The sequence below is a fragment of the Proteiniclasticum ruminis DSM 24773 genome, from assembly GCF_000701905.1.
GTDB classification, from domain to species: domain Bacteria; phylum Bacillota; class Clostridia; order Clostridiales; family Clostridiaceae; genus Proteiniclasticum; species Proteiniclasticum ruminis.
Genome location: NZ_JNKC01000004.1, coordinates 323,249 through 349,226, shown reverse-complemented (window position 1 = coordinate 349,226; position 25,978 = coordinate 323,249). Strand labels below are relative to the sequence as shown.

Genomic DNA, 25,978 nt, shown 5'->3' with positions numbered 1-25,978 from the left:
AGAACCCTTAGGAGGTTTTTATGAGAGCATACGATACAATAGCTGCGATTTCAACAGCTGTAGGTGAAAGTGGTGTTTCAATCATAAAGGTATCTGGAGACAGATCCAAAGAAATCGTGTCAAAGATATTTAAGATAAAAAATAAAACAGATTTTATGGAAGCAGCACCTTGGACCATCCAGTATGGACATATCATTGGCGCTGATGATGAGATTGTCGATGAAGTCCTTGTGAGCTTCTTCCAAGGACCCAAGAGCTTCACTGCAGAAGATGTGGTGGAAATCAACTGTCATGGAGGCAGAGTGGCAACAGAGTCCGTACTTAATGAAGTGTTTCAAGCCGGTGCCAGACCAGCAGAGCCTGGAGAATTTACCAAAAGGGCTTTTCTGAATGGACGCATCGATCTTTCCCAGGCAGAAGCAGTCATTGATATCATTCAGGCCAAAACGGACCTCTCCATGAAAGCAGCGTTGGAACAGAGTGGTGGCAAGCTTTCTGCTGAAATTAAAGAGATCAGAGACAGCATCCTGAATCTGTTGGCTTTTATAGAAGTAACCGTTGATTTTCCAGAAGAAGATTTGGAGTTTACAACAGGTCAGGAAGTCAGTGAGAAACTATCAGAACTTCTTCAGAAAGTTGGAAGTCTTATCAGAACTTCAGAGGAAGGAAAGATCATTCGAGATGGACTTAGTATAGCAATCATAGGAAAGCCCAACGTAGGCAAGAGCTCACTCATGAATGCGCTTCTTAAAGAGAATAGAGCCATTGTAACGGATATTCCAGGAACTACAAGAGACATCATAGAAGAGTATCTCAATATTGATGGTATTCCAATAAGAATAACAGATACAGCAGGTATCAGGGAAACCGATGATGTTGTTGAAAGGATCGGTGTGGATCGCTCCAAAAGCAAAATTGATGAAGCAGATCTGATTGTGTTTGTTTTGGACAGTTCCAGGCCATTGGATCAAGAAGATATCGATATTATAGAATATATAAAAGATAGAAAAATAGTAACACTTGTTAATAAAGTGGACTTGGAAGAGAAGCTGAAACTGGAAGGATATGACCTGGGTGAAACCATTCAGGTATCAGCCCTTAATGGCTATGGACTCAATGAGCTGAAAGATAAAATCAAGCAGCTGTTCTTCCATGGACAAGTGGAAGCAAAAGACTATATGGTAACGAACCGAAGACACAAAGAAGCACTGATGCGGGCAAATGAAAAAATGCATGCAGCAAAGACAGCCATAGACCAAGGGATATCCTTAGATTTAGCTGCTATTGATCTCAATGCTTCATGGAATTATTTTGGTGAAATAACTGGAGATACCCTATCTGAAGATCTGGTGGATAAAATATTCAGCGATTTCTGCATAGGAAAATAGAGGTGAAAAATTATGTTAACATATACAGCAGGTCACTATGATGTGATTGTTGTAGGAGCTGGACATGCGGGTTGTGAGGCTGCACTGGCTTCAGCAAGACTGGGATTAAAAACACTTATGTGTACCATGAATATTGAAAGTTTGGCGTTTATGCCATGTAATCCCAATATCGGTGGAACATCCAAAGGCCATTTGGTTCGTGAGCTCGATGCGCTTGGAGGAGAGATGGGGGTCAATATTGATAAAACCCTGATTCAGTCAAGGATGCTGAATACATCCAAAGGCCCTGCAGTTCATTCTCTTAGAGCCCAGGCTGATAAAGTTGAGTATCAAAAAGAGATGAGAAAAGTAATTGAAAACACTGAGAATCTGTTTTTGAGGCAGATTGAGGTAACAGATCTTCTCGTCGAGAATGGAGAAGTACAAGGTGTTGCCACCAGAAATGGCGGAAATTTTATGGCGAAGGCTGTTATACTTTGTACAGGGACGTACCTGGCAAGTAAGATTATTATTGGTGAAGCATCCTATGAGAGCGGTCCAAATGGTCTTGCAAGTTCAAAACTGCTGTCAGAAAGTCTCGAGAGAATCGGTTTTGAAATGCATCGTTTCAAGACAGGTACACCGGTAAGAGTTCATAAGAGAAGTATCGACTTTTCTTTGATGGAAGAACAAAAGGGTGATGATCGGATTATCCCCTTCTCATTTGTTCATGACCACTTCCTTGAAGCACCAGTAGACCGGAATCAAATCAGCTGTTATCTTACATATACTAATGAAGAGACACATAAAGTAATTGCAAAAAACAGAGACCGTTCACCCATGTTTAATGGAAGCATAGAAGGCGTTGGCGCAAGATATTGCCCATCTATTGAAGATAAAATCTACCGATTTCCTGATAAATCAAGGCATCAGATTTTTATAGAGCCTGAAGGCAAAGAAACAAATGAGATGTATGTACAGGGGATGTCTTCTTCCTTACCAGAAGAAGTTCAGATTGAGATGCTGAAAACTATCCCTGCATTTAGAGAAATTGAGATCACAAGAACTGGTTATGCGATTGAATATGAGATGATTGATCCTCTTCAGTTATTCCCAACTTTAGAATTTAAAAATATCAAAGGTCTTTATGGCGCAGGTCAGATCAATGGTACCTCGGGTTATGAGGAAGCGGCTGCACAGGGTATAGTGGCAGGAATCAATGCTTCACTTAAGATCAGGGGAGAAGAACCGATGGTACTGGACCGCTCACAAGGATATATTGGAGTACTCATCGATGATCTTGTAACAAAAGGCACCAATGAACCCTACCGTATGATGACCAGCCGTGCGGAATACAGACTCCTTCTAAGACAGGACAATGCAGACCTGAGGCTTACAGAGATTGGTAGAAGAGTGGGTCTGGTTTCAGATGAGAGATATGAAAAATATCTGTACCGAAAAGAAATGATTGGGAAGGAACTGGAACGTCTGAAAAATGTTCAGGTTACTGGAAAACGAGAAGTTAATGAGTTACTGGAAAAGAAAGGTTCAACAGAACTGAAGAAGCCCACATCACTGTATGAACTCATAAAGCGCCCTGAGCTGGATTATTTCAAAGTAGCAGATTTTGATCCGGATCGCCCTCAGCTTCGCATCGATATTCAAGAACAAGTCAATATTATGAGTAAGTACGAAGGATACATAAAGCAGCAGTTTGAAGAGGTCGCACAATTTGCAAAATATGAGCAGAAGAAGCTTGATGGAATTGAAGATTACTTTACCATAAAAGGGTTAAGAATCGAAGCAGCCCAGAAGCTGAACAAGCTTAGACCAGTGAATCTTGGGCAAGCATCAAGAATATCAGGTGTGAATCCTGCAGACATCACAGTAATTCAGATTTATTTGGAGACGAAGAAAAAAAGCCGGGAGAGATGAAATGTATTTTGAATTGATGGAAGAAAGTGTAAAGAACCTTGGCATTTCAATTGATAGAAATCAATACAGGCAATTTGAGAAGTATAAAAATCTTCTCAAAGAGTGGAACGAGAAGATGAATTTAACTGCTATTACAGAAGACGAGGAAATTTTCAAGAAACACTTTATTGATTCGATCAAAGTATTTGAGTTCAAGGAAGTTTTGAAAGCTGAACACATCATTGATGTAGGCACTGGCGCTGGATTTCCTGGAATTCCGATGAAAATTATGATGCCAGAGACGAAACTCACATTATTAGATTCATTGAACAAGAGGTTGAATTTTTTAAGAGCAGTTTCTGAAGAACTGGAACTGTCTGATGTTCAGTTTGTTCACAGTAGAGCTGAAGATGGTGCAAGACTTGAAGAACATCGTGAAAATTATGATATCGCCGTATCGAGAGCGGTAGCGAATCTCACATTGCTTTCTGAACTGTGTATCCCTTATGTGAAAAAAGGTGGATATTTTATAGCTTTAAAAGGACCAGCAGTAGAAGATGAAATCAAAGAAGCGACGAAAGCCATAGAAATTTTAGGTGGCAAGTTGCGTGAGATTAAAGAAATTACAATTGAAGGGTTGGACTACAAGCATAATCTGGTGATTATCGAAAAAATTAAGAACACGCCAAAGAGTTATCCAAGATCTTCAGCAGCCATCAAAAAATCACTAATCAAATAAGGAAATTGAATGTTTCACGTGGAATGTTTCACGTGAAACATTTTTTTTGCTTTTATATCTTATGAATAAAACTGAATAGTCATTATAACACCAGTTGCAATAAAGGAAAACAAACAAGATTTTATAGCTGTTTAAAAATGTTGAACTCTTGCACAATGAAAGAAACTGGAAACAGAGGGTTGAAAGAGCTTATAAGATTGAATGTTTCACGTGAAACATCTTCTAGTATTCAAATGCCATGGAGAAAACGGACTGGATATCGCGTTATTAGTTGTGAAAATGAGAAAATAAACTAAAACTAATAGATATTTAAAAATTGGATGAATGTACAGTGAAAGATACTGGAAACAGAGAGTTGTAAGATAGTATAAGATTGAATGTTTCACGTGAAACAATCAGAAAGTCGAATCCAGACTGTAATGTTTCACGTGAAACATTACAGCTTCGCTATGAAAAATCACATAATAAGGTTATAATCAACAGTAAGAGAATAGACAGGAGGACTTTTATGAAGATTGTGAGCATTTTCAATCAAAAAGGTGGTGTTGGGAAGACGACCACGAACATCAATCTTGCAGCTTATATTGCACTGCAGGGGCATAAGGTTCTTGTTATCGATATTGATCCACAAGGAAATTCCTCAAGCGGGCTTGGCGTTGATAAAGATAACATAGAAAACACCACCTATGAATTGCTAGTTGGTGAAACAGATATCAATGATACGGTTATTTCTTTGGAGAACATAGAAAACTTAAAGATAATTCCTTCAAATATGAATTTAGCCGGTGCTGATCTTGAGTTGAGCTATATGGAGAATCGGGAATCAATACTGAAGACAAAACTTGGACTGCTGGAGGAATCATTTGATTTCATCATCATAGACTGTCCGCCATCACTGGGTCTTCTGACAATCAATGCGTTAACTGCCTCGGACAGTGTTCTAATACCAATGCAATGTGAATATTATGCTCTTGAAGGAATCAGTCAGCTTGTAAAAACCATACAAAAGGTGAAAAAAGGACTGAACAAGAATCTGGAGATCGAAGGTGTTGTATTAACCATGTTTGATCCAAGAAGAAACCTTCAAATTCAGGTGGCAGAAGAACTGAAATCATATTTTGGTGAACTTGTTTACGAAAGCTCGATTCCAAGAAATATTAGACTGGCAGAGTCCCCCAGTTTCGGAATGCCTATCGCATTGTATGATCCTAGAGCAAAAGGCGCAGAAGCATATGAGGATCTGGCAAATGAATTTTTACGCAAGCAAAAAGGAGGTAACTAATGGCGAAAAGGTTTGGATTAGGGAAAGGTTTAAATCAGCTGATTCCAGAGGAAGAAGAGATTGTAACTGTGTTGAATATCAATAAGATTAAAGCGAATAAAAAACAGCCTCGTAAATACTTTGATGAAGAGAAGTTGGTTCTCCTTTCTGAATCTATTAAAGAACATGGCATGATACAACCGATTATTGTTCAAAAGGATGGAGAAGATTATTGTATCATTGCTGGTGAAAGACGTTGGAGAGCTGCTAAAAAAGCCAGTTTAAAAGAAGTACCAGTCATTGTCATGGACATTGCAGATTCTACAGTTCTTGAAGTATCACTCATAGAAAATATTCAGCGCCAAGATTTGAATCCCATAGAAGAAGCTTCGGCATTCAAAAGGCTTATACATGATTTTAAGCTGACGCAAGAGGAACTGGCGAAAAAAATCGGAAAATCAAGAACAAGTATTGCAAACACAATGAGACTTATTCATCTTGATGAGAGAGTACAGCAGTTCCTGATCGAGGAGATTCTCAGTGAAGGTCACGGTAGAGCACTGCTTGGCCTTGAAAATACAGAAGACCAATACATAGCAGCCCAGAAAGTGATTGATGAAGGTCTGAGTGTCCGAGAAACAGAGAGTCTGGTGGCTTCTTTTCATAAAGTAAAACCGGTTGCAAGAAAAATGAAGATGGATCCCTACTATAAAGATATTGAAAAAAGACTTGCCAAAAGCATGGGAACAAAAGTATTATTAAAACCGAAAGCTAAAAACAAAGGGAAAATAGAAATTGAGTATTACAGCATGGAAGACCTCAATCGGTTGCTTGAGTATCTGAAGCTGGAAGAGTAGGAGTTAGCATGGATTTTACGATCATTAGTACATTTATCAACAGTAATTTGGAAATAGTATTGTTGGCTATAGCAGCATCTATTATTATCATGGTTGTGCTTTTTATCCTCATGTTTGTATCAAACAGGAAACTGAAGAAGAGATACAATCTTCTGATGAAGGATGCCGACAAAGGTAGTCTTGAGGATATGATAAAGGGATATCAGAGAAAAATTGACGAAACCTATGTGGATGCGAAAGTAGCATTGGAAGATTTAAAACTCCTGAGCAATCAGGTTAATCATTGCATTCAGAAGGTTGGAGTTGTAAGATTCAAGGCTTTTGAGGATATTGGGAGTGATCTCAGCTATAGTGTCGCACTTTTAGACAATAAAAATGATGGGGTTGTTATTACAAGCATTTTTGGAAGAAATATCAGCACATCATATGCAAAGCCCATTTCTAAGGGTACATCAAAATATGCATTGTCTGATGAAGAAATTTACGCGATGAATAAGGCTCTAGGGTTAGAGAAGAAATAATAAGAGTGCAGCAAAAGCTGCACTCTTATTTTCTTCTTATTTCTTTGCTTTTCTGTCAGGGACCTTCTTTTTCTTTACTTCACTTGGTTGGAATGTATCAAGCACACCAACAGTTTGGAGCACTTTAAAGCCCACAGCCATAAAGATCAGGAAAAACATTCCTAAGACTCCAGCCATTTTAAGTCCGATGAAGATGGCACCAATGGTGATCACAGGATTTATGTCCAGGCTGCTGGATAGTATTTTAGGTTCCCAAATATTTCTGCCAACAGCAACAATGATCCAAAGAATACCTAGTCCTATAGGCACGGTATAATTACCTTGGAAGAAGTAATAAATCGCAAGAGGAACATATGCCGCAGAAACACCCAGGACAGGCAGTAGATCAAGAAATGCTGTAATAAGTCCTAAGACCAGCGGATAAGGAACTCCAAGAATGAGGTAACCTACTACAGAAATGACACCCGTTATTAGGATAATCAACATATAGGAGACACCATACCGGACAACCATATTTTTTCCTTGGGTAATGATATTTTTTACTTTGTTCTCCTCACGATCGGATGTGGGGAGATAAGCATAAATAAATTCTGGATTATTCAGCAGCTTCTTTGTGAAGAAGAAGGAGCAGACGATGGTAAAGATGATAATCAGCATCAGATTTGGAAGGCCTGCCACAATATTCAATGCAAAACCACCAATCGCTTTACCCAAAGTGATTACAATTTCCTGCAAAGAAGCCAATGCACTGGTAAGCATCTCGCTGCCTGTTTCAATAATGCTAGGATCCAGTTCCTGGATATTTGATGCGATCCACTCATATTGAGCCTGAATCCATGATGCGATACTGTCATAATTATCATTGAGATAGGTAATGGAGTTCGTGACAAGCAAAATACTCTGATTTACAAGACGAATGATCAGGGAAACAATCAGAGTGCCAAGAAGACCATAAAAACTGAGCAAAGTGAACAGTATTAGAAGATTCTCGTTGACTTTCTCACGAGTCCAAAGGATAAGCTTTTTTACGATTGGGCTGACAATGGCGGCTATAGCGAAGGCAAGTACAAAGGGTATGGTATAGGGAAGTGTCTTTACAAAAAGAAAAAACACTATGGTGTATATAGTAATGTAAATTAGGATTTTGTCATATTTCTTAATGTATGAAGTTCTGTTAGTCTCCATTTTTCACCTCATCTAAATATTTCAGTGCCACAATAAGCTCCTCTACTTCATCCATTGTAGTGAAATGACCAAAACTGATTCGAAGAGCGCCTGTTTTCTCTGTTCCCAATGCTTTATGAGCTAATGGTGCGCAGTGGTAACCTGTTCTTGTAATAACGCTAAATTGGTTTTCCAAAACAAAACCTGCTTCAGAGGGAGTGTAATAATCAAACGAAAGACAAAAATTAGGTAATCTGTTCTGTGTACCAGGTAAACCAATCAGATGAATTGATGTCATGTCAGATAGTGCTGACAGTAGTAATTCTGATATGTTTATAATATATTTTGATATCATATCAGGTTGTCTTTCCAGGATAAAACGGACACCTGCTCCTAACCCTGCGATTCCTGGCAAATTGTGAGTACCTGCTTCAAACTTATCAGGAAGATACAGAGGCTGTACTAAGCTAAGAGAGTCGGACCCAGTACCCCCTGTGAAAATTGGATTTAACACCTCATTAATCCGATCGTTTAGCACAAAGCCACCGGTTCCCTGAGGCCCAAGAAGACCTTTATGTCCAGTGAAGGCAATGACGTCAACATCCATCTCATATAGCCTGACGGGTATATACCCAGCTGACTGCGCAGCGTCAAGGATGATAAAAATACCTTTGTTCCTCAGCTTGGAACGGACTTCTCCAATAGGCTGTATAGTGCCTGTAAGGTTGGATGCATGAGACAGAATAACGGCTTTGGTATTCTCCTTTTCTAAATCTCTGATTCTGCTTATATCGATAGAGCCATCGTGACTGCATGGAAGAAGGTCATAAGTGATCACTCCATCTAATCGAAGCTTCTCTAGAGGTCTTAGAACAGAGTTGTGCTCCATCACCGAAGAAATCACATGATCCCCTGGTTTCAGCAGACTGAGGAGTACTGTGTTTATAGATTCAGTCACAGAGGATTTCAGGATCACATGTTCAGGCTGGTTTACACCAAATAAATCAGCCAGTGATTTCCGAGTAGAGTATATTATTTTGGCGGCTTCCATGGAAACCCGATTGGCTCCTCTTCCAGGATTTCCCGCTCCACCGCGGAGCGTTCTATCAACTGCTTCATAAACCCCTTGAGGCTTAAGGAAAGACGTGGATGCATTATCTAAATAAATCATATTCTTATCTCCCAATTCTTCTTATCAATAATTATAGAACATTAACGAATAATTGGTATGAAAAAGAGAAAAATTTACATCAAATTCAGATAAATATGTATTGATGAAATGAGGTAAAAATAAGAGATTCGTGTATAATAATCTAAAAGAAAGTGTGTACTGGAGGATTTTCATGGATTTTTACTTATTGGTTTTTAAAAATACAACAGATGCGTTAGTGGGAGAAGAAGATCTCAAGAAACATGAGATTCCTCATACAGTATATCCCCCCCCGCCACAGATCATCGGAAGCTGCGGAATCAGCATGCGGTTTACAGAACAGGAGCTTCCAAATGTGGAAGCGCGCCTTGAAGAGGGTCTGATGTATAAAGCGCTCTATAAACTCTCAAAAATCAGCATCATGAAGATTAAGGAGAAGGAGTAAGTTGATTAAAGAATATGAGCTTGGGACCATTGTTCAGATGAAAAAGCAGCATCCATGTGGCAGCTACTTATGGGAAGTGACCCGCTTAGGTGCTGACATCAAAATCAAATGCAAAGGATGCGACAGAATTGTCATGCTTCCACGAAATAAATTTGAAAAAGATGCAAAAAAAGTGATTACCGAAAAATAATATTTGCATAATAACGTCATAAGTGCTAAAATTTAATGATGTAATCCCCGCCGCGAAAATCGTGGCCTTAGTCCGGGGGGAGGAGGTGACATGATGAGAAACTATGAAACTATTTTCATACTACATCCATCATTTGACGAGGAGGCAGTAACTGCTGCTGTTGAGAAGTTTAAGGGTGTAATTGAAACAGAAGGTGGTATCATTGATAACGTTGATCTATGGGGTAAGAGAAGACTTGCTTACGAAATAGACAAAGTTAACGAAGGTGTTTATGTTCTGGTGAATTTCCAGGCAGAAGCTGAATTACCTAAAGAGTTAGACAGAATATTCAGAATTACTGATGGCATACTGAGACATATTATTGTTAAATTAGACAAGTAAGGATGGTGCAGCAATGAATAAAGTGGTTTTAATTGGTAGACTAACAAAAGATCCCGAGCTAAAGTACACGCCAGGATCCGGAACTGCGGTTACTACGATCACATTAGCTGTTGACAGACGTTTTTCCAAGGACAACCAAAGGGAAGCTGATTTTATTCCAGTAGTAATCTGGGGAAAGTCTGCTGAATCCACTGCTCAGTACATGGGCAAAGGAAAACTTATGGGTGTTTCCGGAAGAATTCAGACCAGATCTTATGAGGCTAAAGATGGCGGAAGAAGATATGTCACTGAGGTAGTTGCTGAGGAGATCAAATTCCTGGAGTGGGGCAATAAGAACCAATCCGGAGAAGGTGGATACTCAGACAACTCAAGCCAGGAGTATGGATCATCCTATGAGGATATGACCCCCATAGATGATGGAGATATTCCATTCTAAACGATAGGTAAGGAGGAAAAAAAATGAGCAGAGAAAACTCATCCAGGGATTTCAAGAGAAATAACCCTAGAGGAAGAAGAGCGAAGAGAAAAGTTTGTTCTTTCTGTGTTGATAAGGTTGATCATATAGATTATAAAGATGTTTCCAAGCTTAGAAAGTACATTACTGAAAGAGGAAAGATTCTTCCAAGAAGAATTTCCGGAACATGTGCTAAGCATCAGAGAACATTGACCGATGCAATCAAGAGATCCAGAAATATCGCATTACTTCCATTCACACAAGATTAATTGATAAAACCGTGATCCCTTGGGTCACGGTTTTTTGCTATCCAAGTATCGGTATGTGCGTAGAACAATGAATATTAAGTGAAAAGCACATTCATTCTTCTGGGCATATATGCTAAAATTCAAGATAATAAAGTAAAATGGAGCTAAATATGAATACAATGATGAAAACAAATAAACTCGTTACAACGTCTATGCTGGTAGCGCTTCTCACCGTGTTCTCGCTGCTGGGGACTTTGCCGTTTTTCAATACAATTTCATTGGTGATTGCGCCGATCATCGTTGCGTTGATCTACCATAGGGGTGGAAGAAATAATACCATCTTATCCTTTGTGGCCACAATGATACTGGTGACCATCCTTATGGATCCGATTTATGGAATCACTATGACCATCCTGAACTACAGCATGGGCCTCGGTCTGGTATATATGATTTCGAAGAAAAAAGGACCATTGGCTAATTTTGTGGTTCTAGCTCTCGCCATTGCAGTCGGAATCACAGCAATGTTCCTCATAGAAATCAGATTCCTTACAGATTATACTCTGATGGAATATATTGAAGTTTTTGTGATGGATATCAAAAATGCCTTACCCTCTATACTGGAACAGGTGGAGAGCCTGGGTGGGAATGTGGAGGATAATGCAGCACTGATCTTTTTCAACAATCTTACCGTAAAAGGCCTTATAATGCTTCTACCCAGCGTGCTTCTTATGTACGCTATGATTTCTGCAGCCTTTGTTTACAAAGTTTCTCAAGTGGTCTTCAAAAGACTGGGAATTTATGTGACACCACTGCCAAGGCTCAGTGAGATCAAATCCAATATGTATCTGATCATGGGCAGTCTATTTTTATCCATGATAGGTATCTTACTGGTTTATACAGGATTTGACTACGGCGAAGCCCTGATGTCCTTGGGCAACAATATATTCAGTATCACAGGAATTATAGGAGGGATGTCTTTACTTAGTTATCTGATGGAAGTAAAGTTAAAGTATCCCACAGTCTTTAGAATCGTCATTCTATTCTTTATTTTCGGGTCAAGTCTTGTGAGTATCATAGCCATTGCAGGCATCATCGACAGTGCCTTCGATTTTAGAAAACTGACGGACCATGGTCTGTACTCATTACTGAAAAGCAGGCAGCAGCAGTAACCTTAAAGGATGAACAAGGAGATCGTATGAAAAAATACTACGAGTATCGAAAAAGTGACTATATCTACAACCTGCTGATTATCCTTTCCATTGTTCTTCTGTATTTTGCAGGACAGTGGCTCTTTGCCACGGGATTGCTTCTTGCATTTGCCATCGCTCTCTTTTATTTTAACAGCTTATACACTTATAAGAAAAAGCGGTGGGAGAGATTTGTCGTAAATATTCTTACGAAAATGTCCAATACCGTAACAGCGGCTCTGGAAAAGAGCAGCATTCCCATAGTGCTCGTCAGGGAGAGTGGGGAAATCATCTGGTATAACAAAGAGACACTGGAGCTTTTTAAAGAAAAACACCATAATTTTCGTCTCGAAGAGATCACTCCTGACTATAAAAGCGCAATATTAGGCGTTTCAGAAAGCAATGAGCTGGAAATCAAAGTCCATGAGAAAGATTATCAGGTGCTTGTGATTCCTGTAAAACATCAGGAGAGTGAATTTGAAGAGAACCTAAGAATTGTGGTGTTCCATGATATTTCCATGGTGAAAGAGGCAGAAGCGAAAATCACATCTGTATTGTCTATTGAAGTGGATAATTACAGCGATCTCTTAAATAGCGTGGACTCGGAAAAGAAGCCTTTTCTTCTGGCAGAAATTGAGAATTATATATACTCCTATGGCCATGAGCTGAAAGCCATGGTTCGGAAATATGAAAGCAATAAATTTATGATGGTAGTGCCAGAGTATTACATTCATGAACAGATCCGAAAGAAATTCCCGGTGCTGGATCATATCAAGAGCATTCATCAGGGAAACTCCATTGAACCTACCCTAAGCATAGGCATTGGAAAAGGTGGCAGAAATCCGGAAGAAAATCAGAGTCTTTCCAAAGCGGCGAAAGAACTTGCCCTTGGTAGAGGTGGAGATCAGGTGGTCATTAAGACCCCAACCAATCTGTCGTTCTACGGGGGATCCTCCAAGGAAATCGAGAAAAAGTCCAGAGTCAGATCGAGAGTGGTGGCCCATGCTCTGGAGGAAATAATAAAGGACAGCCATCGGGTGTACATCATGGGACATAGAAACCCAGATATGGACTGTTTCGGTTCTGCAGTGGGGATTAAAGTCATTGCCCGAGGACTAGGGAAAAAAGCTGTCATCATCAATGAAGAACCTTATCTCAATATCCGTCCGATTTATGACAAATTCATTGAACTCAGTGAGTATAAAGAAGATATCATTTCTCTGGAAAGAGCAAAAGCTAAGGTGAAGAGAGAGGATACGCTGATCATCGTGGATGTTCATGCGAGAAATCATGTACTCTCCAATGATATTATCAGTATGTTTGATAAAGTGGTCATCATTGACCATCATAGGCGAACACCGGACCAGATTACTGGGGCAGTTCTGTCATTTATTGAGACCTATGCGTCTTCTACTTCAGAACTTGTGACAGAGCTCATCCAATATATCTTCGATAAACCGGAAATGTCAGTGCTGGAAGCGGAAGCTTTATTTGCGGGCATTCGCGTGGATACCAAGAGCTTTAATTTCAAGACAGGTGTGCGGACATTTGAAGCAGCATCCTTCCTGAAAAGACAAGGAGCCAGAACACAAGAGGTGCGTGAGATGTTTGCCCAGGATCTTGAAAGCTATAATAAAAGAGCAGAGATTATCAGGAATGCGGTGATTATTGACAAGATGGCCATAGCCACCGTGGACGACTCTGAGGATCCTGTGCTTTCAGCACAGGCAGCAGATGAACTGGCTAATTTTAAGGACATTCATGCAGCATTTGTTTTAACTCGTCAGGATAATGATATAATAATCAATGGAAGGTCTCTCAAAGAGCTGAATGTCCAGCTGATCCTTGAAGAACTTGGTGGAGGTGGTCATATGACCATGGCGGGAGCCAAAATCAAGGACAGCACATTGGAAGAGGCATTTGAGATGCTCATGGAGGCCATCACAAAACATAGAAAAGAGGAGAGTAACATATGAAAATTATACTGTTGAAAGATGTTAAAAACATGGGAAAAAAGGGCGATGTTCTTGAGGCATCCGATGGATATGCAAGAAACTACCTGTTCCCAAGAAAGCTTGCTCAGGAAGCGACTCAAGAAAATCTTCATATCGTCAATCTGAAGAAAGAAAATGAGCGGAGAATCAAGCTGGAAGAAACAGAAGCAGCACAAAAGCTTGCAGATCTTCTCAGAAATAAAGACCTCATCATCAAGACCAAAGTCGGAGAAAACGGCAGACTTTTTGGTGCAATTACAAATAAGGATGTTGCCGAACTGATCAATAAAACCTTCAATACTGATTTTGACAAGAAAAAAGTACTGGTGGGCACCATCAAGCTCGTAGGAAGCTACGACGTGGAAGTGAAAATCTATCCTGAGATCAGTACGAAGCTGAAGGTTACTGTGCAAGAAGGCTAAAGGAGCAAAAATTTGAGTAAATCAATCAATAGATCTTTTTACGAGGACAGCGATATTCAAGCAGAAATCAATGTTCAGCTGGATATACTGGAGAATGTTCTCGATAAGGGAGCCATTAAAACTAGAATCAATAAATTCAGACTGAAGAAGCACATGGAAGGAGATACCCTTCAAAAGGCCTATGCGGTCAATATGATTGCATCCGACGGTATGTCCAAGCTTGTGATGCCTGATGAGAACAACCTGACAGACATGGTGGATGACACCAATAAATGGATATCTGAAATCATTGCAAGAAATTACATTCAGAGAAAAGTGGAAGAAGAAGTAGAAAAAGAGCTCATGGACAAACAGGATAAATACATTGATGAAATGAGACTCCATGTGCTTCGAAAGAAAAAAGGTCCAGAGAATGCCAAGACCACAAAGAAGTATGAGGATCTGGTGGCTCTTGATGAGAAGCATCTGGCAAAAAATCTTCAATCCCTTTTAAGACCAGAATCATTTGAGGAGATCGTAGGACAGGAGAGAGCCATTAAGTCTCTTCTTTCGAAAATCTCATCTCCATATCCGCAGCATATCATCCTGTATGGACCTCCTGGGGTAGGAAAGACCACAGCAGCCAGAATTGCCCTCAATGAGGCCAAGAAGCTCAGTTTCACACCTTATGAGGCAGATGCGAAGTTCGTGGAAGTGGATGGCACAACACTGCGCTGGGATCCCCGCGAAATCACAAATCCACTTTTAGGATCCGTTCATGACCCTATATATCAGGGAAGCAAAAGAGATCTGGCAGAAGGTGGCATACCGGAGCCAAAGCTGGGGCTGGTAACAGAAGCCCACGGCGGCGTGCTTTTTATTGATGAAATTGGTGAGCTGGATGAGATTCTTCAGAATAAGCTGTTAAAAGTCCTTGAAGACAAGCGAGTTGAATTCTCCTCCGCGTATTATGACCCGGATGATGAAGGGACTCCACAATATGTCAAATACCTCTTTGACAATGGAGCACCAGCGGATTTTGTACTCATTGGCGCAACCACCAGAGAGCCCCAGGAAATCAATCCTGCACTCAGATCCCGCTGTACCGAAGTCTTTTTTGAGCCGTTGACGTCAAAGAATATCCAGAAAATTGTTCAGGATGCTGCAAATAAACTGCAGATTGATGTTGAAGAGGGTGTTGCGGAGATGATCTCCAACTACACCATCGAGGGCAGAAAGGCGATTAATCTCCTGGCAGACGCCTATGGTGCCATTCTTTATGAGGGAAGAATCGAAGATGGAAAAAGGATTCTTGTCACAGTGAAAGATATTGAAGAAGTGATTCAGATATCTAGAATCACTCCTTATGAAGTGCATAATCTGGAACAGGAAACAGAAGTAGGCCATATTTATGGTCTTGCCGTATCCGGATTTATAGGCTCTACTTTAGAAATTGAAACCATGGTCTATCCAGCGAAAGAAAGAGGCAAGGGCATCGTCAGATTCAATGATACGGCAGGCAGTATGGCAAAAGATTCCGTCTTCAATGCAGCCTCTGTTATCCGAAAAATCACGGGGCTTGATATGAGCGACTATGACATTCATGTCAATGTCATCGGAGGAGCCAAGATTGATGGTCCATCTGCCGGTGCGGCCATCACTGTGTGTATCATTTCTGCCCTTCAGAATAAGCCTGTAAGGCAAGATATGGCAGTTACTGGGGAAATATCCATCCGAGGCAAAATAAAGCCTGTGGGCGGCATATTTGAGAAAGTATATGGAGCAAGAAGAAAAGGAATCAAACATGTGGTGGTGCCTTATGACAACCGTCAGGATATTTCCAGCGCCATGGAAGATATCGTAGTCACACCAGTAAAAGATATTGAAGAACTTCTGAAGTTAATTTTAGTGTAAGGAGAAGATGAGTATGGAAAATAGACCGCTGAGAATCATGCCGAACAACCAGGAAGCAGAACAGTCTGTCATCGGCTCTATGATTCTTGACAAAAATGCCATAGCCACGGTTTTAGAAAAGCTTCAGGCTGATGATTTCCACCGTGACGGGCATAAGATTATTTTTCAAGCCATCTTGGATTTGTTCACCAAGGATACGCCCATTGATTTAGTTACCCTGGCGGATCATCTGAAATCCATAGACAAGCTGGAGTATGTGGGAGGTATTTCCTATCTGACGGAGATTGCCTCTTCCGTTCCCACCACCTTGAATCTGGTGTCTTATATCAATATTGTGTCCGATAAATCTATGCTGAGAAAACTGATCCGTGCTTCCACAGAGATCATGGACGACAGTTACACCAAACAGGATGAAGTGAATGTAGTGGTGGAGGAAGCTGAGAAAAGGATTTTCAATATCGCAGAAAAGAGAAATTCTGGTGGATTTGAAGCCATTAGTACCATACTTGAACGCGGATTTGTGGAAATTGAGAGAGTTTACAACAATAAAGGAACCACCACTGGTGTTTCCACTCCCTTTCCGGAGCTGGACAGAATGACATCAGGTTTCCAAAAAGGAGACATGGTGCTGATTGCTGCAAGACCTTCCATGGGAAAGACCACCTTCGCCTTGAACCTGGCGGAGCATGCCGCTTTAAGGGAAGGAAAGTCCATTGCGATTTTTTCATTGGAAATGGGTATGGACCAGCTGGCGTATAAGTTTCTCTGTTCAGAGGCTAATGTGGAGCTGACAAAGCTCCGTAATGGAGATTTGGATGACAGAGACTGGGAGAACATTGCAAGAGCCTCCGGACCGCTCTCACAGGCTAAAATCTATATTGATGATACAGCAGGTATTTCTGTGACAGAAATGCGTTCTAAGTGCAGAAGGCTGAAACTGGAACATGGCATAGATCTGATTCTCATTGACTACTTGCAGCTGATGAGTGGTAAAGGGGAAAGCAGACAGCAGGAAGTATCAGAAATTTCCCGATCCATCAAAGCGCTGGCAAAGGAAATGCAGTGTCCTGTGATTGCTCTTTCTCAGCTTTCCAGAGCTCCAGAACAAAGAGCGGATCATAGACCCATGCTTTCTGACCTTAGAGAGTCCGGTTCCATCGAGCAGGATGCTGACCTTGTGATGTTTCTATACCGTGATGAGTACTATAACCAGGATACGGAAGATAAGAACATTGCAGAATGTATTATTGCAAAGCAGAGAAACGGCCCTGTAGGAACGGTCAAAATGGCGTGGCTTGGCCAATTCTCCAAGTTCGCACGACTGGATATGGTCCATCAGAATTAATTAGGAAAGAAAGTAAGCAAGGCTTGATGATATCAGGCCTTTTTCTTTTTCTATATTGTATGTATAATGAAAGTAGAGGATGGTGCAGACGTGATGCACCTAAATGAGAATCCAGTGGAGGTTTATTTTGGGCATTCAATTCGGTCAGGAAAGAGAAAAATCCTATGGAGCTGTGATTATTAACGAAAAGAAGGAATTTCTTCTAATCAGACATAAGAACGGTGGTCATTGGGATTTTCCAAAAGGGCACAAAGAAGCGGGAGAATCCAGCAAGGAGACCGCGCTAAGAGAAGTTTTAGAGGAGACAGGCCTTACGGTCCGTCTCATTGAGGGATTCAAGGAGAAGTCCAGGTATTCTCCAAAGCCTGGGGTGGAAAAAACTGTGACATTCTATTTGGGATTTTCCATGGGTGAAGTTCAGATCCAAGAAGAAGAGATTCTGGACTTTGAGTATCTTACTTATGATGAGGCAAAAGCCAGAATTACGTTTAAGGAAAGTAAAAGTATCATTGCATCTGCCAAGCAGTTCATCGATACCTACCTTCAGTCCAATGAGGACTGAGTCTTTTTGAACCCCAAGACAAACGAAAAAGAGCTGCAGTACTGCGGCTCTTTTATAATGCATTATTTTTCTGTTTTTTCTTTTCTAAAGTGGTTCTGATATAGCTGAATCCTGCGATAAATCCAAGTATCGCAGAGATAAAGAGAAAAGCGATTCCGAGGGTTTTCTGGAACAGCAGGGTCAGAATTCCGATATAGAAAGAAAAAGTAACAAATTTACCAAGTTTGTTGGCTGGATTGATGATACCCATCTTATACACAACAATACCTCCAAGAATCATCAGCGTCTCTCGAACACCTACGAGGATCAGTATGGCATAGGGAATCACATCGGTGATGGTATAAGAGACAATCGCTGTCAGAAGCATCAGCTTATCAGCCAATGGGTCCATGACAGTGCCAAAAGGAGTCACCAGGTTGTTCTTTCTTGCCAGATATCCATCCAGGAAATCTGAGATACCTGCCACGAAGAAGATCACAACAGAATAGAGAAGATTTTCTTCTGGGTTTTTGAAATATACATAGATAAATATAGGAATCAACAAAACTCTAAAAGACGTGATGAGATTCGGCAGGTTAAAATTCGATGCAGTCTTTTCTTTTTTCATGAATGATCACACCTTTTCTTTCGCACTATGTCAGAAACATTGCTGGTCTTTGTACTTCCATTATACCGAATCTCAGGGTTTTTGTCCTGATTCTCAAGGAAAAAGTGAAGGTAAGGCGTGGACGGGACAGTTCCTGGCTGGTTCAGCTGTACATTCTCCATTAAAGCGGATGATATTGTTCGTGTCTAAATTATCGTTCCGATATAATCATATGATAAATAAAAAATTGATGTGATTGTCCGTTTCTGTTAAGATAATACTGGCAATTTGATTTGGAGGGAAAAAATCATGTCTACAGTAGTAATCGTTGGTGCTCAATGGGGTGACGAAGGAAAGGGAAAAATCACAGATTATCTGGCAGAAAGTGCAGAGATTGTGGTTCGCTTTCAAGGAGGAAACAATGCTGGACATACAGTGGAAGTTGGGGAAAAGCAGTATAAGCTTCATCTCATTCCTTCCGGTATCATCCACGGAACGAAGAAGAACATCATAGGCAATGGCGTTGCCTTTGATCCTGTGGCATTTTTCAGAGAAGTGGAGTATCTGGAAGGCCTTGGTGTTGAAATCTCACCTGAGACTCTTCAGGTGAGCGACAGAGCCACTGTGATCATGCCATATCACCAGGTATTGGATCAGCTGAAGGAAAAGGCTCGTGGCAAGAACGACATTGGAACCACAGGAAAAGGAATAGGACCAGCCTATACAGACAAGGTGGAGAGATCCGGTATCCGTGTATGCGATTTGCTTCATGAAGATGTGCTCCGGGAAAAGATTCATCTGAATCTTCTTGAGAAAAATCGTTATATTATGGAGATTCTTGGAGGAGAAGGTCTTGATGAGGAGACTGTTTTCCTGCAGTACTTAACTCTGGGAAACAGGCTGCGACCTTTTGTGCGGGACACTTCAGTTGTCCTTTATGACGACATCAGAAAAGGCAGAAAAGTCCTTTTTGAAGGTGCACAGGGTATGCTTCTGGACATTGATTATGGAACTTACCCCTATGTGACATCATCCAATACCACAGCAGGTGGCGTGGCTTCCGGAACAGGCATCGGCCCAAGGTTCATCGAGCGCGCTGTAGGTGTCACCAAGGCTTATACCACGAGGGTAGGAAAGGGTCCATTTCCAACGGAGCTGGAAAATGAGGTTGGAGAATGGATTCGTGAAAAAGGTCATGAATATGGCACCACCACCGGCAGAAGCAGAAGGTGCGGCTGGCTGGATCTTGTCATTGTGAAGACTTCCATCCGTGTCTCTGGACTGACCTCTCTTGTGCTGACGAAGATTGATACTTTGGCAGGCCTTGAGAAGGTGAAGATTTGTGTAGGATATAAGCTGAAAGATCAGGTGATTGATTATTTCCCCGCAAGTCTAAAGGATCTGGCGGAATGCGAGCCAGTATATGAAGAGTTTGATGGATGGGATGACAGCGTGGCAGAGGCGAAAACCTATGAAGAGCTGCCGCTGAATGCAAAGAAATACATTGACAGAATCGAGGAGCTTCTTGAGATTAAGTGCTCTATCATTTCTGTGGGTCCAAGAAGAGATCAGACCTTCCAGAAAGACTCTCTATAGAAATCAGCCTGTGGTGAATGAATTCCACAGGCTTTCCTGTTATGATGGTTAAAAAGAAGTTGAGGTGGATATGGATGAAACGTGAAAATATCTTTGTTGAACTGGTCTCAGGCGAAAAAAGAAGAATACGGCTGCTGCTTCCAGAACATATTAAAGCTGGAGAAAAACTGCCAGTACTATATATGTTTGATGGACAAAATCTTTTTGAAAAGGAAGAATCCTATGGCGGTGTAACCTGGGGTGTCCAGGAAGCTTTGGAGGCTCTTCTGGAGAGAAAGAACGCTGTTCCCATGGCTGTAGTAGGCATTGACAATGCTAAAGGTCAGCGCCTGGATGAATACGGTCCATGGCCTTTCACTGTCGAGAATCATTCATCGGCGGGGGAAGGGGATAGATTTGCGAAGCACTTCATAGAAAAAATCCTTCCGTTTCTGGAAAAAGAATATCCGCTGAAAACAGAACGAGAATACCGTGCATTGGCGGGAAGTTCCATGGGCGGACTGATGACTGCTTATATGGGCGCTAAATATCCTGAAATCTTTGGAACACTTGGAATATTTTCCCTGGCGTCCTGGGTTTCAGAAGAGCCTTTTCTAGAGATGCTGGAGAGAGAGGGAGAGTTTAGGAATGCCCGTATTTTCCTTCAGGTAGGAACGGAAGAGGAAAGAGAAGCTGAAGGAAAAGTGGAGTATGAGCATTCGCAAACTTACATAGACAACAGTATGCGTTTTCTGAAGAAAGCTCTGAAGAAAGGAGCATCTTTGGAGGAGCTGACGATTAAAATCGGAGCTGGAAAAACCCATAATGAAGGAGCTTGGGCCAGTTATATGGAAGAATTCATCCAGTATGTCCAGAAACCTTATCTTCAGAAAGACCGATAGAATGATAGTGAAAATGAAAGAGCAGGAAATCTGATGTGTAGATTTCCTGCTCTTTCTATAGCTGATGGGTCAGTGCTTTCATAACGGTTCCTGCTGTAGACCAGGCCCATTGAAGATTGTATCCTCCGCAGGCGCCAAGAACATCCAGAACCTCACCGGTGAAGTACAGTCCGGGAACGATGGTAGACTCCAGAGTTTCTTTTACCTCTCTGGTATCTACACCTCCATAGGTGCCCTGCGCACTATTGAAGCTCTGGGTGCCCATGATCTGGAATTCCCAGTTCTGCAGGAGCTTGGTAAGGGTCAGGAAGTGCTTTGGATCCACATCTGAGACGAGAGTGGAAGGCCTCTGAATCCCTGACTCTTTAAGGAGTACTGGAATCAGTTTTCCTGGGAGCAGACTTCTTAGTGCATCCTGGCAGGTTCTATGGGAAAGCAGGGCCATCTGGTTGAGGACAAGATCTTTCAGCTCATCTTCTGTCATCTCCGGGAAGAAATTCAGTCGCAGATAAAGGGGTTTTCCCCCAAAGAGATTCGGATGGACAAAACGGGACACCTGGAGAATGGGGGGGCCGGATATGCCATAATCTGTGAAGAGGAGTTCACCCTCTTCCACCCTCAGAATCTCCTGGCCTGTATAGAGTGTCGCTTTACCATCCATCTTTACTCCGCTTAAAGCCCGAAGATAGGGTGCATCCAGGTTAAGTTGAACCAGCGCTGGCATAGGCGTAATAATCGTATGCTTGAATGCTTTCAGAAGTTTAAAAATGGATCCGTCTGAACCTGTGTTAGGCGCAGACATTCCACCGGTGCTGATGACAAGTGTCTTGCACTGATACTCCCTCTCATCGGTCGTCAGGGTGAATATACCGGGATCTTTTCTGATGTTTTTCACCTTCGACTGCAGATGAACAGGAACGCCTTTTTCTTCTAGTGAAAGCCTCAGTGTATCCACTACAGAGGAAGCTTGAAGTGATAGTGGATACATTTTATGATCATCGAGGGTTTTCAGATGAAGTCCCAGACTGCTGAAATAGCCCAAAGTCTCCTCTAGAGGATAGGTATACAGAGGGGAGAAGGTATACCTTTTATTTGAGCATGTATAGCGGTCTTCAATCTCATTCATCACATTCTCATTGGTGATGTTGCATCTTCCATTGCCTGTGGTGAGAAGCTTTTTGAGGATGCGGTCTTTCGCCTCCAGAAGCAAGACGTCTTTGCCGTAGTCCTTTAAAAGCAAGGAGAGATAAACACCTGAAGCTCCTCCGCCTACAATGATAATGTCATGTTTTTCCATAATAATTCCTCTTCTTTCATGTGCTTCATAATCCGTAATCTTATCTTCATTATAAGGGATGTGGTTCCCCTTGTCTTTATGTGAAGTCTGGTCTAAGTTTGCTGAGCTATGGAATTCTAAGAAAACTATGAGTATAATAGGGATATAGAATCAGCTCAATATTCTGAAACAGGAGGGATTTTATGGAAGCAAAAGATTTTTTGAAGTATAAAAACTGGGTAGTTGCCGGGGATGTTCTCAATGAAATGAAATATGCCGGCAGAATCTATCAGAAACTGAACCGGAGAGGATACCATGTTGCAGGACTTCACCCCAAAGAAGAGAATCCATCCGTCTTTAAATCATTCCAGGAGATGGAAGGGGAAGATGAGAAGTATGAAGTGCTGAATCTGGTCATCAATCCGACCAGAGGACTGGAAATTGTCAAGGAAGCGGAAGCCTATGGAATCAAAATGGTTCTTGCCCAGCCTGGAGCAAGAAGCTATGAGATTCAGGACTTTTGTGTGAAGCATGGCATGGAATATGTGGAAGGTTGCACCTTAGTGGAGCTCAGCTACTAACAAATTAGAATTTTTTTTCATAAAAAATGTTGACAGTCTGTTAAATGTTAGGTATTATAGTCTTTGTCAGGTTAACGCCTAGGTTAATTCTGATGGAAATAAATACTCATTAATGGCGATATGGCCCCTTGGTCAAGCGGTTAAGACACCACCCTTTCACGGTGGTATCAGGGGTTCGAGTCCCCTAGGGGTCACCATTTTTTATGATGCATGGGAGCATAGCTCAGCTGGGAGAGCATCTGCCTTACAAGCAGAGGGTCACAGGTTCGATCCCTGTTGTTCCCACCATTTTTTTTGTGGCCCAGTGGCTCAGTTGGTTAGAGTGCCGGCCTGTCACGCCGGAGGTCGAGGGTTCGAGTCCCTTCTGGGTCGCCAATTAAATATTTAACTATGGCCCCTTGGTCAAGCGGTTAAGACACCACCCTTTCACGGTGGTATCAGGGGTTCGAGTCCCCTAGGGGTCACCATTTTTTATTGTGTATGGGAGCATAGCTCAGCTGGGAGAGCATCTGCCTTACAAGCAGAGGGTCACAGGTTCGATCCCTGTTGTTCCCACCATATATATGGCCCAGTGGCTCAGTTGGTTAGAGTGCCGGCCTGTCACGCCGGAGGTCGAGGGTTCGAGTCCCTTCTGGGTCGCCACATGCTGGTGTGGCTCAATGGTAGAGCAGCTGATTTGTAATCAGCAGGTTGATGGTTCGATTCCGTTCACCAGCTCCATAAAACTCACTATGTAGATAGTGAGTTTTTTATTTTGCCAAAATATATCATGGTCTAGATTTGTTTATGAAATGTGAGCAATCTGTGGAAAAGTAGGGAGTTATACCTAAGTTATCCACATTCTCTGCGGTTTCAAAGTGTGTTTTTCTATTAAGTTGTGGATAACTTTTAATTTTCAGGAAAAGATTTAGACCAGAAAAAGAGCAGTTCTGATGATCATAAGAAATAAATCGCAATAAAAAAGCTTAGGCATCCTAAGCTTTTTTATTGCGTTCATGACTCTTTTTGATCCGAAGATCATCACCGAGGAATTTGAACAGATTGAAGTCTCCGACGAGTCTGGAGTAGATTCTTTCATCATACTTATCCTTCAGATTTTCAATGGTAAGGTTTGTTGAAATCAGCATTTTTTTCTTTCTGAGGAGCTTGGAGTTTAAAAAGTTGAAGAGCTCCACCTTACTGAATTCTGTTGTCAGCTCTGTACCCAGATCGTCAATGATGAGCAGGTCACAGCCCAGAAGCAGTTCTAGGAGTTCCTCGTTTTCATTGAATTTCACGTCCTTGAGATTCTGTATGAGACCGTCCGCAGTGCGGTAGACCACAAGATATCCAGCAGTAAGAAGTTCTTTCGCGATGCAGCTGGAGAGGAAGGTTTTACCTGTTCCTGGGCTGCCATAAAAGAGAAGATTCACTGAGGAGTCTTTGAAGTTCCTGATATAATCCATGGAAGCTTCCAGAATATTTGCCATGTTCTCTTTTGGAGACAGAGGATAGGGACCTTCTTCGTCATCATAGAGGTCAAGCCTGAATTTATCAAAGGTGAACTCCTTGATGAGGGCATTGAAATCTGAGGTTCTGTGATAGGCTTCAATGAGATGCTTTTTGTAGCAGGTGCATTTTTCCTGCCTGATGTAGCCTGTGTCCTGACATTTGCTGCATGCATACTGATGGTCCAGATAGTTTAAGGGATATCCAAGACTTGTGAGAATCTCCAGCCTCTTTCCTCTAAGATCCAAAATTTCATTTTTCAGTTTGGAAAACTCTTCCTGATGGTTTACGTTCTTTTTGAAGTTCAGGACCGCAAGGGTCATACTGAGTTTCGCGATTTTTTTCTCTATATCCATGAGCTCAGGAGCCTTGGCTTCTACTTCCATCTTTCTTTTTAACAGGGAGGAGCGTTCTTCCTCCCGCAGCTCTTCGTATCGTTTCATGATGATTCCATGGTATCCCTTGATCATTTATCCCACCCCAATAGTTTTCGTTCTAGCTCGTCATAGTCATATTCCCGTTCGGTGAAATCTTTTTTTACAGTTTTCTTCTGTGCAGTTTTTCTAGGTTTCCGCTCATTTTTCTCAAGATCTTCCAATGTCTTGATCTCATCTTTCAGCCACGCTCTAAGAATACCGTTGATATAGCCCATTTCCACTTTACCAAGGGTATTGAAACTGATGTCGCAGGCCTTCAGAATCATTTCAGTAGTGAAGCCATAGGTATAGAACCACTTCTCCAGAAGATCCTCCTGAGGCTTTGGAATGTCTTTTTCGCTGATACCCAGATAAGTGAGCACCTTCCGGTAGTTTGTCCACTTGTCTTCATGTTTTCTGATGTTCTGCTGGGCGAGCTCCTGGGTTTTGATTCCTTGGCTGTCCCAGCTGATGGCCACTGTTTCAATATAGCGCATACTGGTTTTACCTTTGGAGACGCAGTGCTGTACGAGAAGGATAATCACTTCTTCTGGGAAATGATACTTCTCCTTGAAATAGAGAAATTTCTCCGCATCAGAGGAAGAGAGCGGTCTGCCCATGAGCATGGATATTTCATGCAGCAGCGGACTTCTGTCTTCAACAGGACTGGATGCAGGTTTAGGCTCTGAGGAGGCCTCACTGGCAGAAACCATCTCTGTTTTCTTCTTTGGGAGCTCAGGACTCACCAGGGCTTGGCACTCTTTGATCTCAATGGATACATTTCCATAAGCATCGATGGTCTTCATGGAAAGAAGTCCCACCTCATCCCAATAAGCTAGGGCCTTCAATACATCTGTCTCCAGAAGCCCTAGAATTTCAGCAAGAAATGCTGTTGTTACACCGTCTTCTCCCATTTGCGTATAACGCAGAAGCGTGATGTACACTTTCACATACTCACCTCGGGCTTTAGGCAGATAGTAGTCCACAAAGCTTGCGGAAAGGGTTACTGTATTTGTTTTATAGGGACGTAGCATAATTGTGCTCATTGTTATCTCTCCAT

27 protein-coding genes and 7 tRNA genes are annotated in these 25,978 nt (G+C 41.7%); 28 read left to right on the top strand and 6 right to left on the bottom strand.

From position 1 onward, the window contains the following. Positions 1 to 20 precede the first annotated feature (20 nt). The 6 genes from mnmE to T487_RS0106605 all read left to right on the top strand — a co-directional run bounded on the left by mnmE (position 21) and on the right by T487_RS0106605 (position 6,659). The gene (mnmE, locus tag T487_RS0106630; RefSeq protein ID WP_031575576.1) at positions 21 to 1,388 is read left to right on the top strand and encodes a tRNA uridine-5-carboxymethylaminomethyl(34) synthesis GTPase MnmE; all 1,368 of its coding nucleotides are present in this window, start codon (positions 21 to 23) and stop codon (positions 1,386 to 1,388) included. Between the two features lie 12 nt (positions 1,389 to 1,400). Beyond that, on the top strand, positions 1,401 to 3,302 hold the full coding sequence (mnmG, locus tag T487_RS0106625; protein WP_031575573.1) for a tRNA uridine-5-carboxymethylaminomethyl(34) synthesis enzyme MnmG: 1,902 nt from the start codon (positions 1,401 to 1,403) through the stop codon (positions 3,300 to 3,302). A gap of 1 nt (position 3,303) precedes the next feature. Further along, positions 3,304 to 4,020: a 16S rRNA (guanine(527)-N(7))-methyltransferase RsmG gene (gene rsmG / locus T487_RS0106620; protein WP_031575571.1), complete on the top strand. Its 717-nt coding sequence runs from the start codon at positions 3,304 to 3,306 to the stop codon at positions 4,018 to 4,020. A gap of 508 nt (positions 4,021 to 4,528) precedes the next feature. Then, the gene (locus T487_RS0106615; RefSeq protein WP_031575568.1) at positions 4,529 to 5,302 is read left to right on the top strand and encodes a ParA family protein; all 774 of its coding nucleotides are present in this window, start codon (positions 4,529 to 4,531) and stop codon (positions 5,300 to 5,302) included. Next, complete coding sequence (locus tag T487_RS0106610) at positions 5,302 to 6,138, top strand: ParB/RepB/Spo0J family partition protein (RefSeq protein WP_031575565.1); 837 nt, start codon at positions 5,302 to 5,304, stop codon at positions 6,136 to 6,138. Before T487_RS0106615 ends, T487_RS0106610 begins: the two co-directional genes overlap by 1 nt. An 8-nt stretch (positions 6,139 to 6,146) precedes the next feature. Continuing rightward, a complete protein-coding gene (locus T487_RS0106605; protein ID WP_031575561.1) occupies positions 6,147 to 6,659 on the top strand; it encodes a DUF4446 family protein in 513 nt (170 codons plus the stop codon). A 36-nt stretch (positions 6,660 to 6,695) separates the two neighbouring features. Here the strand turns inward: T487_RS0106605 and ytvI are convergent, their stop codons facing one another. Then, a complete protein-coding gene (gene ytvI / locus T487_RS0106600; RefSeq protein WP_031575558.1) occupies positions 6,696 to 7,844 on the bottom strand; it encodes a sporulation integral membrane protein YtvI in 1,149 nt (382 codons plus the stop codon). Continuing rightward, positions 7,834 to 8,994 (bottom strand): aminotransferase class V-fold PLP-dependent enzyme, encoded by a 1,161-nt coding sequence (locus T487_RS0106595; RefSeq protein WP_031575556.1) that lies wholly within the window; start codon positions 8,992 to 8,994, stop codon positions 7,834 to 7,836. Before T487_RS0106595 ends, ytvI begins: the two co-directional genes overlap by 11 nt. Before the next feature lie 172 nt (positions 8,995 to 9,166). On the opposite strand from T487_RS0106595, the gene T487_RS0106590 reads away from it, so the two are divergent. From T487_RS0106590 to T487_RS0106540, 11 genes are all read left to right on the top strand, one after another. After that, the gene (locus T487_RS0106590) at positions 9,167 to 9,418 is read left to right on the top strand and encodes a putative Se/S carrier protein (protein ID WP_031575553.1); all 252 of its coding nucleotides are present in this window, start codon (positions 9,167 to 9,169) and stop codon (positions 9,416 to 9,418) included. A gap of 1 nt (position 9,419) precedes the next feature. Further along, positions 9,420 to 9,608, top strand: coding sequence for a DUF951 domain-containing protein (locus T487_RS0106585; protein WP_031575550.1), 189 nt, complete (start codon positions 9,420 to 9,422; stop codon positions 9,606 to 9,608). Positions 9,609 to 9,698: 90 nt separating this feature from the next. After that, a complete protein-coding gene (gene rpsF / locus T487_RS0106580) occupies positions 9,699 to 9,989 on the top strand; it encodes a 30S ribosomal protein S6 (RefSeq protein ID WP_242848026.1) in 291 nt (96 codons plus the stop codon). A gap of 13 nt (positions 9,990 to 10,002) precedes the next feature. Then, a complete protein-coding gene (locus tag T487_RS0106575; protein WP_031575546.1) occupies positions 10,003 to 10,425 on the top strand; it encodes a single-stranded DNA-binding protein in 423 nt (140 codons plus the stop codon). Positions 10,426 to 10,448: 23 nt separating this feature from the next. Next, the gene (gene rpsR / locus T487_RS0106570) at positions 10,449 to 10,712 is read left to right on the top strand and encodes a 30S ribosomal protein S18 (protein WP_031575545.1); all 264 of its coding nucleotides are present in this window, start codon (positions 10,449 to 10,451) and stop codon (positions 10,710 to 10,712) included. Between the two features lie 149 nt (positions 10,713 to 10,861). Then, a complete protein-coding gene (locus tag T487_RS0106565; protein WP_031575543.1) occupies positions 10,862 to 11,860 on the top strand; it encodes a DUF2232 domain-containing protein in 999 nt (332 codons plus the stop codon). Positions 11,861 to 11,886: 26 nt separating this feature from the next. Beyond that, entirely contained in the window at positions 11,887 to 13,854 is a 1,968-nt protein-coding gene (locus tag T487_RS0106560) for a DHH family phosphoesterase (protein ID WP_031575541.1), read from the top strand. Then, positions 13,851 to 14,294, top strand: a complete 444-nt coding sequence (gene rplI / locus T487_RS0106555) for a 50S ribosomal protein L9 (protein ID WP_031575540.1) — start codon at positions 13,851 to 13,853, stop codon at positions 14,292 to 14,294. The genes T487_RS0106560 and rplI overlap by 4 nt, the downstream gene beginning before the upstream one ends. A gap of 12 nt (positions 14,295 to 14,306) precedes the next feature. Beyond that, a complete protein-coding gene (lonC, locus tag T487_RS0106550; RefSeq protein ID WP_036909249.1) occupies positions 14,307 to 16,187 on the top strand; it encodes a Lon family ATP-dependent protease in 1,881 nt (626 codons plus the stop codon). A 13-nt stretch (positions 16,188 to 16,200) separates the two neighbouring features. Continuing rightward, positions 16,201 to 17,532 carry a replicative DNA helicase gene (locus T487_RS0106545; RefSeq protein WP_031575536.1) on the top strand — a complete coding sequence of 444 codons (1,332 nt, stop codon included), beginning with the start codon at positions 16,201 to 16,203 and terminating at the stop codon, positions 17,530 to 17,532. A gap of 127 nt (positions 17,533 to 17,659) precedes the next feature. Continuing rightward, positions 17,660 to 18,094, top strand: coding sequence for a bis(5'-nucleosyl)-tetraphosphatase (locus T487_RS0106540; RefSeq protein WP_242848025.1), 435 nt, complete (start codon positions 17,660 to 17,662; stop codon positions 18,092 to 18,094). Positions 18,095 to 18,146: 52 nt separating this feature from the next. On the opposite strand, the gene pgsA is transcribed toward T487_RS0106540, so the two are convergent. Next, a complete protein-coding gene (gene pgsA / locus T487_RS0106535; RefSeq protein WP_031575532.1) occupies positions 18,147 to 18,701 on the bottom strand; it encodes a CDP-diacylglycerol--glycerol-3-phosphate 3-phosphatidyltransferase in 555 nt (184 codons plus the stop codon). A gap of 2 nt (positions 18,702 to 18,703) precedes the next feature. Here pgsA and T487_RS16550 point away from each other — a divergent pair, with 2 nt between their 5' ends. From T487_RS16550 to T487_RS0106520, 3 genes are all read left to right on the top strand, one after another. Continuing rightward, on the top strand, positions 18,704 to 18,865 hold the full coding sequence (locus T487_RS16550) for a hypothetical protein (RefSeq protein WP_162178228.1): 162 nt from the start codon (positions 18,704 to 18,706) through the stop codon (positions 18,863 to 18,865). Positions 18,866 to 18,989: 124 nt separating this feature from the next. Next, the gene (locus tag T487_RS0106525; protein ID WP_031575530.1) at positions 18,990 to 20,276 is read left to right on the top strand and encodes an adenylosuccinate synthase; all 1,287 of its coding nucleotides are present in this window, start codon (positions 18,990 to 18,992) and stop codon (positions 20,274 to 20,276) included. A 74-nt stretch (positions 20,277 to 20,350) separates the two neighbouring features. Next, positions 20,351 to 21,157, top strand: coding sequence for an alpha/beta hydrolase (locus T487_RS0106520; protein WP_051651561.1), 807 nt, complete (start codon positions 20,351 to 20,353; stop codon positions 21,155 to 21,157). Between the two features lie 55 nt (positions 21,158 to 21,212). On the opposite strand, the gene T487_RS0106515 is transcribed toward T487_RS0106520, so the two are convergent. Next, entirely contained in the window at positions 21,213 to 22,454 is a 1,242-nt protein-coding gene (locus T487_RS0106515) for a BaiN/RdsA family NAD(P)/FAD-dependent oxidoreductase (RefSeq protein ID WP_031575524.1), read from the bottom strand. A 182-nt stretch (positions 22,455 to 22,636) separates the two neighbouring features. On the opposite strand from T487_RS0106515, the gene T487_RS0106510 reads away from it, so the two are divergent. The 8 genes from T487_RS0106510 (at position 22,637) to T487_RS0106475 (ending at position 23,734) form a co-directional block, all read left to right on the top strand. Then, positions 22,637 to 23,014: a CoA-binding protein gene (locus T487_RS0106510; RefSeq protein ID WP_031575523.1), complete on the top strand. Its 378-nt coding sequence runs from the start codon at positions 22,637 to 22,639 to the stop codon at positions 23,012 to 23,014. Positions 23,015 to 23,136: 122 nt separating this feature from the next. Further along, positions 23,137 to 23,211: transfer RNA gene (locus tag T487_RS0106505), tRNA-Glu, on the top strand. Between the two features lie 15 nt (positions 23,212 to 23,226). Then, positions 23,227 to 23,302: transfer RNA gene (locus T487_RS0106500), tRNA-Val, on the top strand. 10 nt (positions 23,303 to 23,312) lie between these two features. Beyond that, positions 23,313 to 23,389, top strand: a tRNA-Asp gene (locus tag T487_RS0106495). 17 nt (positions 23,390 to 23,406) lie between these two features. Further along, a tRNA-Glu gene (locus T487_RS0106490) sits at positions 23,407 to 23,481 on the top strand. Between the two features lie 15 nt (positions 23,482 to 23,496). Next, positions 23,497 to 23,572: transfer RNA gene (locus T487_RS0106485), tRNA-Val, on the top strand. A 7-nt stretch (positions 23,573 to 23,579) separates the two neighbouring features. Beyond that, positions 23,580 to 23,656 (top strand) — tRNA-Asp (locus tag T487_RS0106480). 3 nt (positions 23,657 to 23,659) lie between these two features. Further along, positions 23,660 to 23,734 (top strand) — tRNA-Thr (locus tag T487_RS0106475). A gap of 254 nt (positions 23,735 to 23,988) precedes the next feature. On the opposite strand, the gene T487_RS0106470 is transcribed toward T487_RS0106475, so the two are convergent. Then, the gene (locus T487_RS0106470; RefSeq protein ID WP_031575520.1) at positions 23,989 to 24,972 is read right to left on the bottom strand and encodes an ATP-binding protein; all 984 of its coding nucleotides are present in this window, start codon (positions 24,970 to 24,972) and stop codon (positions 23,989 to 23,991) included. Next, complete coding sequence (locus T487_RS0106465) at positions 24,969 to 25,964, bottom strand: DnaD domain protein (protein ID WP_031575517.1); 996 nt, start codon at positions 25,962 to 25,964, stop codon at positions 24,969 to 24,971. Before T487_RS0106465 ends, T487_RS0106470 begins: the two co-directional genes overlap by 4 nt. Positions 25,965 to 25,978: the final 14 nt, after the last annotated feature.